16 protein-coding genes are annotated in these 16,977 nt (G+C 45.0%); 9 read left to right on the forward strand and 7 right to left on the reverse strand.

Annotated features, from left to right (window positions below; genetic code table 11):
- Positions 1–34 precede the first annotated feature (34 nt).
- Positions 35–724: a response regulator transcription factor gene (locus C9I43_RS16470; protein WP_107884570.1), complete on the reverse strand. Its 690-nt coding sequence runs from the start codon at positions 722–724 to the stop codon at positions 35–37.
- Positions 725–1,771, reverse strand: a complete 1,047-nt coding sequence (locus tag C9I43_RS16475) for a sensor histidine kinase (protein ID WP_107884572.1) — start codon at positions 1,769–1,771, stop codon at positions 725–727.
- A 361-nt stretch (positions 1,772–2,132) separates the two neighbouring features.
- On the opposite strand from C9I43_RS16475, the gene C9I43_RS16480 reads away from it, so the two are divergent.
- The 6 genes from C9I43_RS16480 (at position 2,133) to mog (ending at position 8,557) form a co-directional block, all read left to right on the forward strand.
- The gene (locus C9I43_RS16480; RefSeq protein WP_107885185.1) at positions 2,133–3,344 is read left to right on the forward strand and encodes an NnrS family protein; all 1,212 of its coding nucleotides are present in this window, start codon (positions 2,133–2,135) and stop codon (positions 3,342–3,344) included.
- Between the two features lie 93 nt (positions 3,345–3,437).
- Positions 3,438–4,748: an ammonia-forming cytochrome c nitrite reductase subunit c552 gene (locus C9I43_RS16485; RefSeq protein WP_107885183.1), complete on the forward strand. Its 1,311-nt coding sequence runs from the start codon at positions 3,438–3,440 to the stop codon at positions 4,746–4,748.
- A 251-nt stretch (positions 4,749–4,999) separates the two neighbouring features.
- On the forward strand, positions 5,000–5,737 hold the full coding sequence (locus tag C9I43_RS16490; RefSeq protein ID WP_107884574.1) for a sulfite exporter TauE/SafE family protein: 738 nt from the start codon (positions 5,000–5,002) through the stop codon (positions 5,735–5,737).
- Between the two features lie 163 nt (positions 5,738–5,900).
- On the forward strand, positions 5,901–6,365 hold the full coding sequence (locus C9I43_RS16495; protein WP_107884576.1) for an NlpC/P60 family protein: 465 nt from the start codon (positions 5,901–5,903) through the stop codon (positions 6,363–6,365).
- Between the two features lie 32 nt (positions 6,366–6,397).
- On the forward strand, positions 6,398–7,861 hold the full coding sequence (locus tag C9I43_RS16500) for an MFS transporter (protein WP_107884578.1): 1,464 nt from the start codon (positions 6,398–6,400) through the stop codon (positions 7,859–7,861).
- Positions 7,862–8,023: 162 nt separating this feature from the next.
- A complete protein-coding gene (gene mog / locus C9I43_RS16505) occupies positions 8,024–8,557 on the forward strand; it encodes a molybdopterin adenylyltransferase (protein WP_076497459.1) in 534 nt (177 codons plus the stop codon).
- A gap of 88 nt (positions 8,558–8,645) precedes the next feature.
- Here the strand turns inward: mog and C9I43_RS16510 are convergent, their stop codons facing one another.
- From C9I43_RS16510 to C9I43_RS16520, 3 genes are read right to left on the reverse strand one after another with little or no spacing between them, the layout of a single operon-like run.
- Positions 8,646–9,839, reverse strand: coding sequence for an ABC transporter permease (locus tag C9I43_RS16510; RefSeq protein WP_107884579.1), 1,194 nt, complete (start codon positions 9,837–9,839; stop codon positions 8,646–8,648).
- Entirely contained in the window at positions 9,836–10,570 is a 735-nt protein-coding gene (locus tag C9I43_RS16515) for an ABC transporter ATP-binding protein (RefSeq protein WP_107884581.1), read from the reverse strand. Before C9I43_RS16515 ends, C9I43_RS16510 begins: the two co-directional genes overlap by 4 nt.
- A 3-nt stretch (positions 10,571–10,573) precedes the next feature.
- Positions 10,574–12,160 (reverse strand): alpha/beta hydrolase, encoded by a 1,587-nt coding sequence (locus C9I43_RS16520; RefSeq protein ID WP_107884583.1) that lies wholly within the window; start codon positions 12,158–12,160, stop codon positions 10,574–10,576.
- Positions 12,161–12,597: 437 nt separating this feature from the next.
- Between C9I43_RS16520 and C9I43_RS16525 the strand changes: the two genes are divergently transcribed.
- From C9I43_RS16525 to C9I43_RS16535, 3 genes are all read left to right on the forward strand, one after another.
- Positions 12,598–14,406 (forward strand): AMP-dependent synthetase/ligase, encoded by a 1,809-nt coding sequence (locus C9I43_RS16525; RefSeq protein WP_107884585.1) that lies wholly within the window; start codon positions 12,598–12,600, stop codon positions 14,404–14,406.
- Between the two features lie 265 nt (positions 14,407–14,671).
- Positions 14,672–15,082: an acyl-CoA thioesterase gene (locus C9I43_RS16530; RefSeq protein ID WP_107884587.1), complete on the forward strand. Its 411-nt coding sequence runs from the start codon at positions 14,672–14,674 to the stop codon at positions 15,080–15,082.
- Positions 15,083–15,208: 126 nt separating this feature from the next.
- Positions 15,209–15,757, forward strand: coding sequence for an HPP family protein (locus C9I43_RS16535; RefSeq protein ID WP_076497446.1), 549 nt, complete (start codon positions 15,209–15,211; stop codon positions 15,755–15,757).
- Positions 15,758–15,776: 19 nt separating this feature from the next.
- On the opposite strand, the gene C9I43_RS16540 is transcribed toward C9I43_RS16535, so the two are convergent.
- Together C9I43_RS16540 and C9I43_RS16545 are read right to left on the reverse strand one after the other, a co-directional pair.
- Positions 15,777–16,040: a GNAT family N-acetyltransferase gene (locus tag C9I43_RS16540; RefSeq protein WP_107884589.1), complete on the reverse strand. Its 264-nt coding sequence runs from the start codon at positions 16,038–16,040 to the stop codon at positions 15,777–15,779.
- A gap of 70 nt (positions 16,041–16,110) precedes the next feature.
- Positions 16,111–16,539 carry an acyl-CoA thioesterase gene (locus C9I43_RS16545; protein ID WP_107885187.1) on the reverse strand — a complete coding sequence of 143 codons (429 nt, stop codon included), beginning with the start codon at positions 16,537–16,539 and terminating at the stop codon, positions 16,111–16,113.
- Positions 16,540–16,977 lie beyond the last annotated feature (438 nt).

The following is a 16,977-nucleotide window of genomic DNA, read 5'->3' on the forward strand; positions in this document are numbered from 1 at the left end:
TTAAGATTTTTTGAAAGTTTTGATGAAAAAATGTTTATGACTGACTCGTGTCAGTTAAGCGATACCCTAAGCCTGCTTCAGTCTTTATGAGTTGTTGTTCAGTGCTATCGTTGAGTTTTTTACGTAACTGACTGACTAAAATCCGCAGATAGTGGCTGTCTTGTTGATGGGTTTCACCCCAAATATCCCGTAATAATTCGGTTTGTTTAACTAACTGACTCGGGCGGGACATTAAGGTCTCAATCAGCGCAAATTCTTTTTTTGTTAAGGCGATTTCTTGTTCATTGAACCAAAGCTGGTGGGTGCTTTTTTGCAGCTTAAGTGCGCCAAACAGTAGTACATCACTCAGGGGGGATTCATCCACTAAGTCGCGAACTAATACCTTGATGCGTGCGATTAACTCTCTGATCCCAAATGGCTTACTGAGATAATCATTGGCGCCTGCTTCCAATAGGCGGATTTTCTCTTCCTCTTGATCGCGGGCGGTTAAGATAAGCACGGGCACTTTGTTACTCTGACGTAGGGTTTGCAGTAAGGTGATGCCGTCGCCGTCGGGTAAACCAAGGTCTAGTACCAATACGTGTGGCTGCTGCGCTTGATATTGCGCTAAGGCAGAGGCAATCGACGCCGCGCCGAAATATTCAAAGCCTTCCGCTTCTAAAGATATGCGCATAAAAGTGTGGATTTGCGCTTCGTCATCAACAACTAGCACCTTATAAGCCATTTATTGCTCTCTTTTTTTAATCGGTAAAGCGATGCGAATAAGGCTGCCCTTGGAGGCGAGCTCGGCGCTGATCTGGCCGCCATGGGCAGTAATAATGCCTTTAGCGACAGCCAACCCAAGGCCTGCGCCGCCATCAGTTGAAGGATGCTGGCGATAAAACAGTTCAAAAATAGCTTGCGCCTCTGCGGGGGCGATGCCTACGCCCTCATCTTGAATATCTAACTGCAACACACTGCCCTGTTGGTAAGCTGTTACTGTGACGGGTTTATCTAAGGGCGAATAGCGCAGTGCGTTATCCAGTACATTAAAAATGGCCTGTTCAATCAATGAGCTGCTGATCATCAGTGGCGGCAGTTCAGCCGTGCTGTCGATAATGATTCGCGGCTGGGCGGCGGGAAAGCGACCAATTGCTTGGTGTAAGACATTGATAATCGTGTTTTCACTGAGGCTAAATTTAAGCGCACCGTGTTGTAACTTAGTGGCTTGTAACAGGTTTTCGATATATTGATGCAGACGATGGCTTTCACTGGCGGCACTATCAATTAATTCATCCTTTTGCGACGCACTGAGCTTAGGCATGTATTCCTTCAGTGTTGTCAGCGTGCCGATTATGGTTGCCAGTGGTGTACGTAAATCATGTGAAACTGACAATAAAATGCTGTTGCGTAACTGAGCCTGTTCGAGTGCTGCTTGCTGGCGGCGGTAATGTTCAGCCAATTTGCTGGTAGTGAGGGCGACCAGTAAAAACACCGTTAGATTGAGAATGTCCTCAAGATTGAACATCTGTAGCGAATAGCGCGGCGTGGTAAACAGAAAATTAAAACTAGTTGCCTCAAACACTGCCGCAAAATAGGCAAAGTTGGCATTACACTGCAAGGCTATGGCGACCACGGCCAATTGTAAAACGAGCAACACAGCGATGGTAGAAGCCGAAAAATAGTCGATAAACACACTGCTAAAAATCGCAATCACTAACACAATGAAGGTAAATAAAGTGGGGCGGGCACGCCAGTACTGGGTCAAAGCTGCCTTTGTTAACAATGTCATGGAGTTGATAATGGTGTAATAGAAGTTAGTTTTACTCTAACAAAGCTATTTTAAGATAGCGCGTAAAAAAGTCGTAAAATTTTTAGGATGCTGACTTTATAAGTTTGTATTGCGCATCCCTAAACTCAGCCGTTAATAATACAAAAACTCTACCGTCCATTGTTGCGCGGTAAAAGTGCTTAACGAGAGTTATACCCTTGCACAATGTAGCTATCTTCAAATTGAAAACGTTGAACTTTGGGACATGGGTTCCAAAATCTAAGACCTAGTTTGAATTAAATAAGATTTCAGTACAGTATAAGAATCATATAAAAAACATCTTAAGTGTGCTCGCGATAATTAAGCCACTGAGTTAATTATGATGCTAAATATTGATGATCCCCAACAAATTGAACGTATTCCCGCGCTGTGGCGATTAGCCTTTAGACCCTTTTTTTTGGGAGGCGCCATATTAGCCGCACTCTATATTCCGCTGTGGTTATTAACTTGGTTTACTCCGCAATATAGTTTTTTTCCGCCCAATTTCTGGGCCATTATCTTGCCGTTATGGTGGCATCCACACGAGCTGCTATTTGGTTTTGCAATGGCGATTGTGTGTGGTTTTTTACTGACGGCCGTTCAAAGCTGGACTAATCAACTGGCATTAAAAGGCTGGCCACTTGCGCTGACGTTTAGCTGCTGGTTATTGGCTCGATTGTTACTGTTACTTCCAATGCAAGTACCACTGATTTTACCAGCATTGTTTGATTCGTTATTTCTTGGTATGGCAAGTCTTGCCTTGTGGCGCAGTATTTATAAAGTAAAGCAATGGCGTAATATTGGCTTTCCTATCATGTTGTTAGTCGCGTTAGTGATTAACAATGTTAGTTACTACGCTCTATTTGAGCGAGATTTTATCTTTGCCCATCAGATTTGGCAGGCAATGTTGTGGTGGTTTGCGTTACTGATCACCATAGTGGGTGGACGCGTGATCCCCTTTTTTACCGCAATGCGCATTAAGGCGACAAAAGCCGAACCATTACCTTGGGTTGAATATCCGCTGCTTGCGGTGATGGTTTTACTGGTGATCCAAGCACTTTTTGAACCACTTTCGTTGGAAATAGAGCGAAGTTTATTGCTGATCGCAGGGCTATTACAGTTAATCCGATTTGCCCGTTGGCTACCTCATAAAACACTAAATGAACCTATGTTGTGGTCCTTACATGTTGCCTATTTTATGCTTCCCGTCAGTTTATTAGCCATGAGTTGGTATCTCGATAATGAGTATGCTTATCGCAGTTTACTGCACCTATTTGCGATAGGTTGTATGGCTACTTTGTGTCTTTCAATGATTTCTAGGGTGTCACTTGGGCATACGAGCCGAAATATTTATGAGGGCCCCAAAATGATATTGGCCTTTATTTGTTTGCCTTTAGCGGCAGTATTCAGAGCATTAATGCCTATCTGGTTTCCGGCTGACACCCAAGTCTGGTTATGGTTAGCTGCTAGTTGCTGGTTTATCACATTTGCTATGTTTGTATGGCATTACATACCCATACTCACCCGCCCCCGTATTGATGGGCGACCAGGTTAAAATTGAGATTAGGATAAAGGAGATATAGTGGAAATTCATTTTAAAACAGTCACATTGTCAAAAATAAAGATTTATTTTATTGGCTCGCTGGCCATGGCGACATTTACCACTTTGGCCGCATCTGATGCGAGCAATCAACAACAATTTCCTAATCAATATCAATCTTGGCAGGCAACATCCGAGCAGGTTGAGCGCGAGGATATGCTCGCCAATTATCCCGCCAGCATCATACTTTGGGCAGGATCTTCTTTTGCAAAAGAGTATCACAGCCCACGTGGACATCAATTTGCTGTTGCCGATGTAGCACACACCTTACGCACGGGTGTGGCACCAGAACCCGGTGAAAAAGGTTTATCTGCCAGTTGCTGGACCTGTAAAACGCCTGACGCACCTCGACTAATTGAGGAACTGGGTTTTGAAGGATACTCAGCCAAAAATTTTACCGATCTCGGTAAAGAGATCCAAAGCGTTGTTTATTGCAGTGATTGTCATGAGTCTGGTTCTAAAAAATTAGCCTTACCGCGTCCTCATGCCCAAGATGCAATGGCTAAAATTCAGCTACCTTTTGACAAACAAGATACCAACATGCAGGGTGCTCAGGTATGTGGTCAGTGCCATGTGACTTATTATTTCCGTCCAGAAAAAAGTAATGTGGTTAATATTCCGTGGATTTTTGGTAGCACTGCCGATGATATTGAAAAATACTATGATACTCGTCGCTTCTTCGAATGGATCCATCCCATATCAAGAACGCCTATACTTAAAGCGCGTCATCCAGACTTTGAGCACTGGAGCCGTAGTAAACATGCTGAAGTGGGCGTAACTTGTATTACTTGCCACATGCCAACTCAGCAAGATGCCAAAGGCGTTGAGTTTACTAGCCATAAAGTGGATAAAGCCTTACCGCATTTTGATAGTAGTTGCAGCAGCTGCCATAGCAGCAAAACTAAAATTGAAGCTAAGCTTGCGGCTAATAAATTAACCATTGAAACCAAGGCCCGTGAAGTAGAAGGCTTGTTAGTTAAGGCTCATTACGAGGCCAAAGCGGCATGGGATGCTGGCGCTAAATGGGAGCAAATGAATGCGCCTATTATGGCGATACGCCACGGCCAATGGCGATGGGATTTTGCCATGTCTTCACATGGTTTATATGCCCATAATCCCACTGAAGGTAAGCAGTTGTTAGATAAAGCTTTTGAGCAAGCAAGTGATGCGCGTCAGCAACTCGCAGGGATATTAAAAAAATTGAATGTTACTCAAGTGAGTTATCCAGATATCAGTACTAAACAAAAGGCCCAGCAAGCGATAGGCATAGTTGAGGCTGACTTAGTTAAAGAAAAACAAAAGTTTATCGAAGAAAAAATCAATAAAAACTGGCATCCCGTGGCTAAGTTTGGTTATTAGGTCATTAAGGCAGATAGAAGTTTTCTAATGATTTATTATTTGAATCATTACTATAACAACCAGCTCTCACCTTAGTGTCAGCATCTCAAATGATGTCTAGGCACAGATAGTTAAGCCTTAGCAAAACCCGAAGCCACATAGCTTCGGGTTTTTTATTTCGGGTTAAATATTGACCCAGCCATGTTTGCTCGATAGTTTTTATCACTGCAACAATAACTTGTTAGCCTTAAGGCATTATTCAGGGTGTGGTGATGTTTACGGACGCGCTTTTTTGGTTAATCGCGATACCCGCTGTATTAATTACGGGTATTTCTAAATCGGGTTTTGCGGGTGGAGTCGGCGGGTTAACTGTCCCACTATTGGCATTAACGATTAGCCCAACTACAGCGGTCGCTATTATGTTGCCGTTACTAATCTATATGGATTTTTTAAGTGTACGTTCATGGTGGGGACAACATAATCCGCATCATTTACGGATATTATTACCTGCGGCAATTGCGGGTATCATTATCGGTTATTTGCTGTTTGAACGCTTGAATGAAGACTATTTGCGGGCTATTTTGGGTTGCGTGTCACTGGGATTTGGTTTGTATGGTTTGATTCTTGGGGATAAAACTCAAGCAACCCCTTCCTCCTTGGTTGGGCGGCTTTGTGGTTTAATCGCAGGATTTACCAGTTTTGTTGCCCATGCGGGCGGCCCACCACTCAATGCGTATTTACTGCCATTACGCTTAGCTAAATCTGAATTTTTAGCCACAGCGGTGGTGTTTTTTGCAGTAGTGAATGTGGTTAAACTCATTCCCTACAGCTTACTTGGGCAGATAACCCAAGAGAATATTATCGTCTCATTGTTACTCGCGCCACTCGCGTGGTTAGGCGTAAAACTGGGATTATTTATTCAGCATAAAATTTCTGATAGGTTATTTAAGCGCATCATTTTGATTTTAATGGTGCTGGTGGGGGTGCGTTTATTATGGACGGCATTCTAAATTTAAGCTTTAGGTTATCTAAGTCTGCTAAAGTGCTGTGATATTTGAGTGTAGAGTGCTGCGGTATTGGGTTATTTTAGTGTTTGAGCGACTCTTAAGCTGAATTTTCTGATAGAAACTAAATGACTTTACTGTGAAATCTGCCTGCAATGAGTTAATGCTAATGAAACAATTACTGATAGTTATCTTAGCCTTAGGACTTGGTGCTTGTGCTAGCGCGCCAGAGCCTAAGCCTGTAGTAAAGCAAGTTGAACCGGTTTCGGTTTGGAACGATAACAACATCTCTGCACTGCATTCGGAGTGGCGCGGTGTACCTTATCGTATGGGCGGCGGCACTAAAAAGGGCATAGATTGCTCGGCTTTTGTTTCTGTTGCTTATCAAAAGATGCTAGGTCTAACACTGCCACGTACGGTCGAAGAACAGCAAGCCCTTGGTAAACCGATACCACGAAGTCAGTTACGCAAAGGTGATTTAGTATTTTTCAAGACAGGTTGGAGTTCGCACCACGTCGGTATTTACGTCGGCGATGACAGTTTTCTGCATGTGTCTACTAGCCAAGGGGTGAAAATTTCAAGTTTACATAACAGTTATTGGGCGTCTAAGTATTGGAATGCACGGCGTATTTAATTCCACTATAGCCTTACGATAAGTAGAGAAGCATGCCACTAGAGCCTACGTTACCCCAGAGCGAGCCTTTACCCACTTCCGTTTTCCTTGCTATTTTTTCGGCGGTTTTTTTGCCTATGTTTCTGGCAGCGGTCGATCAAACCTTACTCGCCACAGCCACACCTGCGATTGTTGAAGATCTTGGCGGCCTGCGCCAAGCCTCGTGGATCACTATTGGTTATATGCTCGCGATGGCGGCTTCGGTGCCGATTTATGGCTGGTTAGGGGATAACTTTGGCCGCGCAAAAATCTTGATGATCGCCATCGTGGTTTTTGCCTTGGGTTCTATCGTTTCCGCAAGTGCGAGCACGATGGACCATATGATCGCCGGACGCATCTTGCAGGGTATGGGCGGTGGCGGCTTAATGAGTTTGTCTCAGTCATTGATTGGTGAGTTAGTGCCTATTCGTCAACGGGCGCGTTTTCAAGGCTATTTTGCCGCTATGTTTACTCTCGCTAGCGTTGGCGGCCCTGTTATTGGCGGCTTAGTGGTGCACGCTTATTCATGGCACTGGCTATTTTTGGCGAATATTCCACTGTCCATACTGGCAGTATGGCGGCTCAATAGTTTGCATAAACGCAGTGTTAAACCCATACGCCAAGGCCAGTTTGACTTAGTGGGCGTGGTGTTATTTCCGCTCATTATCACAGCACTATTATATTGGTTATCGGTTGCGGGACAGGAGTTTGCGTGGCTTTCAGTGACCAGTTTAGGCTTTGCCGTATTTATCGTTTTAAGCTCTTTAGGATTGATCGTGTGGGAGCGGCGACGGGCGAGCCCATTTTTGCCGTTAGATTTACTCGCCAATAAGGCGGTGTATATGCCGCTGCTGACTGCAGCACTGTTTGCGGCCTGCTTATTTGCGATGATCTTCTTTTTACCGATTTATTTGCAAGTGGGGTTACATATTAATCCCGCCCAAACCGGTTTACTGCTATTGCCTATGACGTTCGGTATTGTAATGGGGTCGACGATGACAGGCCGCTTGTTAAGCAAAGATGTGGCACCTAAATGGTTACCGACTTTTGGTATGGGATTAGCTTGTATTGGATTGTTATTAATCAGTTTTGTACCGCCAAATGCCAATGTGATTGGCGGTTTAGGTGTGTTAGTTGGCATTGGTTTAGGTACAGTAATGCCGAGCGTACAGCTAGTAGTACAGAGCGTGTCTGGCAAAGCGCGGCTCAGCCAGATAACCGCTATGGTGTCACTGTGTCGCTCGATGGGCGCCGCCATTGGTACTGCACTATTTAGTGTGCTGCTTTATAGTTTGTTACCGCTAACGGATGCTGAATTTGGTATCGATGCAATAAGAAAATTGCCAATAGAGACAGTGCATCACGCCTTCCAGTATGGATTTATGGCCGCTGCAGGGGTGGCGCTTTGTGCCGCGATCGTCGGTTTTTTATCACCAGCGACTGCATTAAAAGATCACGATAGCGAAACGGCGCATTAAATGCGAGCAAGCTGAGTTTAAGCGCCAATACGTGACGAATGTCGACTTGCTGCAGCACATTGAACCGCATATTTATGTTATTTTAGCCGCAGAGAATATAGCAGAAGCCGTTGTTATTTATACAATGGGCAAGTCATACATTGACGTTTGGGGAATGGGATTATGAGCAAAGCAAAAATCGGTATTGTGACGGTAAGTGATCGTGCTAGCGCGGGGATTTATGAAGATATCTCAGGCAAGGCGATTATCGACACGCTCAACGACTACCTCACCAGCGAGTGGGAGCCGATTTATCAAGTGATCCCCGATGAGCAGCATGTAATTGAAGCGACGCTGATCAAGATGGCCGATGAGCAAGATTGCTGCTTAATTGTCACCACTGGCGGCACTGGCCCAGCTAAACGCGATGTTACCCCTGAAGCCACTGAAGCGGTATGCGATCGTATGATGCCAGGCTTTGGCGAATTGATGCGCGCTGAGTCATTAAAATTTGTACCGACAGCAATTTTATCGCGCCAAACCGCAGGATTGCGTGGCGATTCTTTAATTGTGAACTTGCCGGGTAAACCTAAGTCGATTCGCGAGTGTTTAGATGCGGTATTCCCCGCTATCCCTTATTGTATCGACTTGATGGAAGGGCCGTATTTAGAGTGTAACGAAGCGGTGATTAAACCCTTTAGACCTAAGGCAAAGTAATGTTAGGTCAATAACAAAAAGCCACTGAATATTCAATGGCTTTTTGTTTTAATTGCTTTTTTTAGTCTCTATCGTTGATATAGCTCCTTTAAAGCCCAAAAATTACCTTTTCACTCTTGAGCGACCTTTCCATGCCCAAGGCGAGTAATACTGCAATGGCTAAGGTGCTGAGGGTCGAAACTAATAACTGCAACATGGGCAAGTCCTTACCTTTAATAAAGTCCATTAATGCCTGTTGCTGGCCCGATACGGGCAACCACTGCAGCATATCTGGCGCTATGTTGTAACTGGCGGCCATCGATAAAGCTAAGGGCACAAACAACACTATCGTTAGGTAGGATTGGGCCTCCTTAAAAGACTTTGCCATAAAAGACACAAATAGTTGTAAGCAAGCTGCCATCAACGCTACAGGGATACCCACCACTAACATCAGTGCCATAAATTCACTGGTGATGTTGACGCTAAAACCTAATTCTTGCCAAGGTACAAAGGTATAGGCAATTTTGGATACCAGCAAAATCAGCACTAATCCCAAGAGGGCAAACAGACTAACGGCGATGATTTTTGATAACACTAACTGGCGTGTCGTGAGCGGATGGCTTAGTAATAGCGCCAAAGAGTTACGCTCACGCTCGCCGGCGCTGGTATCGATAGCGAGGTTCATGCCCGAGATAAATACCGAGTAAATCATAGTGAAAATCGCGATACCTAAGATCATTCCACCCTTAGAGTCTGTCGTCGCTTGGTCGTGGATATTGACCTTAAGTGGCTGCATTACGCGGGGATCGATACCGCGGGCAATCAAGCGTAGGCTGCCCATTTCTGTACTGTAGGCTTGCAGTTGTCTTTCGAGTCTACGAATCGAGTTTTGTAGTTTCTCGTCTGAGTTATCGGCAATAATCGTTATCTCGGCGCCTTTGCCTTGGTTCATTTGCGCGGCATAGTCGGTGCTAATAATCATTTCAATGGCTTTAAGGTCTTGTGTGTCAGCTCCATTTTCCGTCGATGCTTTAGCCGTGCTGTCTTTAACGTTAGCCGCTTTAATATTGCCTTGAGTAATACCTTTATTTGATAAAAAACGCACTAAATCTGGGGCATTATCGGGATTGGTGATGGTAATTTTTAAGTCATCAGGGCTGGTAAGCTGGCCAATCAGCACCATAAATAAGCCGCACATAATCAGCGGCGTGCCGATGGCGTAGTAGAGTCCTGCCATCACCGAGCGCTTATCACGGGCTGCATCAATGAGTTCCTTGCGTACCATTGCGAGTATTTTATTCATGCTGCAATTCCTTCATCGGTACCGATAAGTTGGATAAAGGCTTCTTCGAGTGAATCTTTGCCCGTTTGGATACAAAGCTCGTTTGGGCTACCAATGGCTACCACTCGACCTTGCGCCATCACAATGACTTGGTCACACAGAGCGGCAACTTCTTGCATCACATGGCTAGAGAAAAGTACGCAATGGCCTTGATTTTTAAGGTCGATAAGAATATCGCGCAGCAGACGAGTGCTCATTACGTCGAGCCCACGGGTCGGCTCGTCGAGGATAATATTACTTGGGCGGTGGACAATGGCCTGTGCGAGTGCGGTTTTCATCCTTTGCCCTTGCGAGAAACCTTTGCAGCGGCGATCGCTAATATCTTCAAGGCGCAATTTAGCAATCACTTGGCTGGTGGCCTCTTTAGCGTCTTTAGATGATAAGCCGCTCAGCTCGGCAAAATAGCGGATATATTCCCGTGGTGTTAAGCGCTCATACAAGCCAAAAGGATCGGGAAATAACCCGAGTTGCTGCTTAGCACCGATAGGGTCGATGGCGACGTCGATACCTTCTATTTCAGCTTTGCCGGTATCAGGTTTCAGTAAACCAAAAATAGTGCGTAAACAGGTGGTTTTACCCGCACCATTGGGGCCGAGTAAACCGGTAATTTGGCCATTTTTGGCGACGAAGCTTAAGTCATTGAGCGCCTGCACGTCACCGATGCGCTTGGAAAGATGGGATACTTTGATCATGGCTTACTCCTTGGCCTCAGTGCTGGCGTTATCATCCGTTGTCGTAGTTTTTGCGCTGGTCGCATTAAGTGGCTCTACCGAGCTGGCATTTAAATAAAAGCTGCGGCGCACATCTTTTTGCAAACATTCGCCGTCAAGATCGCTAACGGAACCTGAGCGAACAAGATCGGCGATAAGCGTGTTGGCGCAGGATTGATAAGCGACGCCGTGGGTCGCGTAGGGCGCAATAAAGTGCTTGGCATTACTGAGTTTTTCCATTGCTAACTCGCCCCAACTGGGTGGTGTGGCAGGGTCTATTTCACCAGATAACAACAAGGTTGGGATATTGCTGCTGATAGGTTCGCTAAAGCTGTCAGCGACCGCGGGGACTTTCCATACTGCACAAGTGGCTTCTAAGCCTTCGAGCATAGTCTTACCCATAAAGGATTGCTGGGCCTGCTCGCGCATGGCTGGCGTAATACGGTGCATATCTTCACCACAGACCACCGATGCGTGCATGCCCATCGCCATACCGCCATTTTCTAGGGTAAGGGCGTATAGACCAAGAATGGGTTGGAAATTATGTTTCGCGGCTTGGTGAATCGCATGGGGTACTAAGGCGCGCACGTTAGCCTGATACAGCGCCATGCGAATCGAGCCATAGAATTTACCGCGCGTCATCGTCAGCATGGTTTTTTCACCGCTGACAGGATCGTAAACATTTTCCATCACAGGCGCCTTAGCGAGTGATGCGGCCACTTGGTCGAATTCAGTTTTAAGCTCTGGGAATTGCGTATGACAAGCGGCGGTTTCTTGGCAATCTTTAAACAGTAAATCAAAACCACGATCAATTGCCGCGCCGATTTCTAATACACTTTGCTGCATTGGCACTATGCCGTCTAAGGTGACTGTGGCTAAGTGTTCTGGATACAAACGCATGTAAAGTTGTGCCATACGCGTGCCGTAGGAAATGCCATACACATGCAATTTTTTATAGCCTAAATGTTGGCGCACCACTTCAAAGTCTTTAATCGCATTAAGGCTACCGTATTGGGTTACGTCGGCGTCGAGTTGCTCAAGGCATTTTTGTGCCTCAACTAAGGTATCAACATTGTCATCATCAAATGACAGTGGAGATTGCGCCCCTTCATCACAGGTCAATAGATTCGAACGGCCAGTGCCCCGTTGATCAATCAGTAAAATATCCCGCTGCTGGCGTACTTTACTGAGCATGGCATCAAAACCAGCGGCGTTGTCGATAGCCGATTGCCCCGGGCCGCCAGCAATGGCGAGTAAGGCTTCTTCATGGTTGACGTTTTTTACCGCGGGCAATACTACATAATGCACTTGGATCTGTTTGCCATCGGGTTTGTTAGGATTTTCTGGCACAGTCACAAAGCCGCAATTTAAACGGTCTGATACGCCCTCAACATAACAAGTGTCTGTCTTACTTGTTGTTTTTTTATCTTGGCTGATTACATCACTCGCCCAAGTGGCTGTACTGGCGATAGTCAGCACAAGGACACTTAATATATCGCGAGGCTTTAACCTCATTGGCGCAAGACGCTGAACGGCTTGGTGGGACTTCCTATATGTCGTGCCGCGAATCATAAGCGCTTTCCTTTTTGCTGTTCAGGAGGAACTTTTGTTTAATTATAACTATATCAATGCATTAATATAGTGTGTGAAGCTAATGTTAGCGCTTTTAAATGTCAACGTTAGTCGTGGATAATTTACCTACAAACCATTATACGAACCAAAGCGTACGATTATGGTGAGTGTCTATCTGTGCTGTTTTTGTGGCGTAATGGTTCACTGAATAGTTACTTTATATCGGATAGATTTTTGATGTTAATAGGAAGGATTGTGTTGATTTGGGGCAAGAAAAGGCATTAAAAGGCAGGCGTGATACAAACCTAACTGAATGTTTATAGCGTGATTTAGGTTGCATTTGCACAAGATTAGAGCAAAAACTCTTAGGTTTTATTTAGCCTTCAGGTAGAATGCGAAAAAAGCGGTACACTTGTAAGCTAAAAGGTGAGTCACCTATGTCTCTCGAACAATATCATGTTATTCGACTATTACAGCAGCAGAGTCAGTCTTTAAAGGAGGCGATTGCGCTGGAAGGTTTCGAAATGGCTGCGCCTTGGTATCAGGTAAGCTGGCAAGCATTCGATCACATTAGCAGTAAAATTGCACAAGTGTTGATTCAACTCGGCGTACAAGTGCAAGACCGCTGTATTATTTTGGCACAAAACTGCCCGCAGTGGACCTGTGCCGATATTGGTACACTCAAAAGCCGTGCCGTTGTGGTGCCCATTTATCCCACCAGTACCCTTGAGCAGGCGAGTTTTATCGTTAACGATGCCGCCGCAAAAGTCATCTTTGTGGATGATGCTAAGCAATATGCGATGGCCTGTGAACTACAAAAATTATGTCCCAGTATAGAGCATGTCATTGTATTCGATGCCAGTGTGGCTCTTGCGGCTAATACGGTTGAGCAACACTGGCATTTAGACACTTTACTAGCAGCTAACGATGAGCTGGAGGCTGAACAGAAGGCCGAACTAAATCAACGTCTACAAGCGACTAATCTCGACGATTTACTCACCCTAATTTATACCTCTGGCACGACGGGCGATCCAAAGGGCGTGATGCTGGATTACCGCAACATGGCTTCGACTATACGCCAACACGATCAAAAACTGGCTTTTCAGAGTGGTGATGTATCTTTGGCATTTTTACCTTTGAGTCATGTGTTTGAACGCAGTTGGAGTTTCTACGTTTTGTGCCGCGGCGGTCATAACGTCTATTTGCAAAATACCCAAAGAGTAAAAGAGGCAATTAGCGCAGTACGTCCACATACTTTGTGTGTAGTGCCGCGTTTCCTCGAAAAAGTTTACAGCGCCGTACAAGATAAAGTCACCAAATCACCAATTAGCCGTAAAAAGCTGTTTGCTTGGGCAATGCGTATCGGTCAACGGCAGTTTGAAGTTGCTCAGGGTCGCGCCAAAGGTGGATTGTGGCTATCACTACAAGGGCGTGTGGCGCATAAACTCGTATTTAGCAAGTTGCACACAGTGCTTGGCGGCCGGCTGAAGTTTATGCCCTGCGGCGGTGCGGCCTTAGATATTAATGTGGGTAATTTCTTCCACGCTATCAATATTCCAGTGCTATGTGGTTATGGCATGACAGAAACCAACGCTACAGTGACCTGCAACACTTTAGACAATCGAGTGCCAGGTTCAAATGGCCAACCTTTGCTGGAAACTGAAATCAAACTGGGTAAAGATGACGAGATCCTCGTGCGCGGCGCCGCTGTGATGCGTGGCTATTATAATCGCCCAGAAGATACCGCCGCCGCCTTTGAGGATGGTTGGTTAAAAACCGGTGATGCAGGGCGTTTAGATGCTAACGGTAACCTATTTATTACCGACCGCATTAAAGAGCTGATGAAAACCTCCAACGGTAAATACATTGCGCCACAAAGAATTGAAGGTGCTGTCGGCTGTTGTCCTTTTATCGAACAAGTGGCCATTATTGCCGATGCTCGTAACTATGTGACTGCCTTGATTGTGCCTGCGTTTGAGTCTCTGGAAACGTGGGCAAAAGACAAGGGCCTTAAGTATGAATCACCTTTAGAATTACTACGCCACAGCCACGTAGTCGCGCATTTTGAGCAACGTCTGAAGCAGTTACAGCATGAGTTAGCAGGTTTTGAGCAGATCAAAAAGTTCACTCTATTGCCCGATGCGTTTTCGATGGAAGCAGGGTTAATCACCCCAACACTTAAGTTACGGCGTAAGATGATTTACCATAAATATGCTCACGAAATTAATGCAATGTACAACAACTGATCCTTAAGTTGTTGTTACTAAAGGCCGCTATGCGGCCTTTTTGTTTTTCATTTTAAGCGCTGAGATAGGCCTGTTTTGGGTTTGTTTGGACGTTTGGGTCTGTTAGGCTATGTATAAATATGGCTGTGGCTACTTAGTTAAAGTCGCCAATATTTTTCACGATAGATAACATTGTACCAAACCCTGTTCAGCCATCAGGGGTCACCCGTCAAACTTAAATTACCCTGTAGTTGATTTATAAATAACAATAAAAAAGGAAGTGTGCATGTCAGTTACTGAATACAGCCTCGAAATATCCCCAAGATTTACCGAAACCGATGGACTCGGTCATATCAACAATACGGTCATTCCTGTGTGGTGTGAAGCGGCGCGTCAACCTATCTTTGAGATATTTAATCCTGAGTTGGATTTACAGCATTGGAATCTTATTGTTGCTGGGTTTACTGTCGCGTTTATTGCCCCGACTTATTACGGTAAAGACGTGACGGTGAAAACCTATGTGAGTCGTATCGGTAATAGTAGCTTTGAAGTGACACAAACCTGTTGGCAGGCGGGAAATAAGACGGCAGAGGTCAAGACGACTCTAGTGCATTACGACTACAGCAGCGAAAAAAGTTGTCCTATCTCAGAGGATATCCGCGCAGTACTAGCGGGCTTGCAAGGTGAAATTATTTAATGTTTCGCTAATCTTGGTTAAGCGCAATTGCAATTGCGCTTATTTAACGTTAATTTGGCGCCCGCGAACTGTGATGCAGATCACTCATCTGTAATGCATTGATGATATTCAGCCCGGATTAACATAATGAGATTTTACTTTACCCGCATGCGCTCTAAAGATATTTGCCCACCTAGACAACCACTTAAGAAAATAGTGTGGTCATGGGTTGGCGCATTTTGTGGTATCTACCTAGTTGCTAGCCTTGCTTTCTATATCAGTGTAAACCCGATGGGTACTATGTTTGTGATTGGCTCGTTCGGAGCATCGGCAGTACTGGTGTATGGCGCACCACTGGCAGAGTTTTCACAGCCACGTAATTTAATCGGTGGCAGTGTGTTGTCAGCATTAATCGGGGTTGCGGTTTATCAGCTGTTTACAGATTATATGGTGCTTGCCTGTGCTTTAGCGGTATCACTATCTATCGCGTTAATGTACCTCACACGTACTCTTCATCCACCGGGCGGCGCAACGGCATTGATTGCCGTGATTGGTGGTGAAAACGTGCATCAACTCGGTTTTCTCTACGCGCTAATGCCAGTGTTCCTCGGCTCAGTATTACTTTTATTGGTCGCGCTGGTGGTCAATAACCTCTCCACCGATCCTAAGCGCCATTACCCTGTTTATTGGATTTAGCCACGTTACTGTAAACGGGTTATTTCAAAAATTTCTGCACATACCAGCAGCTGGCTTGGATAGCCAAATCTTGGCTTTTGGCCCATTTAAGTCCGTGGCGAACTAAGCGTTCGGCAAGTCCTTTACCGCGCAATTCGTTAGGGACAAAAGTGCGGCTAAAATCGATATCCTTGCCTGATAATTGGTATTCCAACACGGCTTCATAGCCATCGACAGGAATAATAAAGCGCTGTTTATCTATTTGATGCTCAACGGCTATTTCGATATTTTCGTTATCTGACATATATGCTGCCCTCAAGGTATGGCTTAAAGTGTGATAGATAATTTATCTATGGGCGCAGATAGCTTAGCGCTTAAGCAAGTTCGTGCTGCTTGAGGATCGCCTGCAGTTCTGCGGGTAACTCGGCCTTTTTGCCAGTTTTAAAGTTGAACATCACCGCGACAGAAGTCCCTAGGGTTGTCACAACCTGTTGCTGTTTACTAAAAGCCTGATAATGCATGGTAAATCTATCGCTGTGAATATCGCTAATGCTGACACTCACTAATAGAGTATCGGGGAAGGTCACTGGGCGTTTATAGCGGGCCTGATTTTCGCTGATCACAGGGCCAATACCTGATTTATATAAGCTATCTAACGGAAAGAGGCGATTAAAAAAGTCGATACGCGCCGTCTCAAAATAGCGGAAATAAACCACATTATTCACATGTTGCAGAGCATCCATTTCGCCCCATGCCACGGGGATTTGAGTGACGATGGGATTGATTGCAAGAAACTTTTCCATTGCCTGCTGTTGTGCACCTTTTTGTGGGTGTTCTTGTATCTGTTCCATGATGAAAATCTCTAGTTAAAACGTTCGTTTAAGGCAGCCAGACTAGCAGTATAAAATAGCAACGACAAGGTTTGTCCCGTACCGCAACTACTATTAATAATGGTGAGTTTAATAAATATTAATAATGTTTTTAAATGGTTATGGTAAGTTACCTTTATTGAGAGGTGATGGTGCCAATTTGTTTGGCGATAAAAGAAACCAGGTTACCTATTATTAAGCCTATCTAAATTGCCTTGAATAGCGTCATGAAATAGTCTTGTTTATCGTATTGTGTTTTAGACTAAATGTGAGTCGTTGTTAGCCATTTACTAGAGCCGTTGGGATAACGATCGTCACTGGTCTGGTTTATTACAGTGGCCATTGATGCGCGCCTTAATCGTTAGTGGAGCA

The organism is Shewanella morhuae (assembly GCF_003028295.1).
Classification (GTDB): Bacteria; Pseudomonadota; Gammaproteobacteria; order Enterobacterales; family Shewanellaceae; genus Shewanella; species Shewanella morhuae.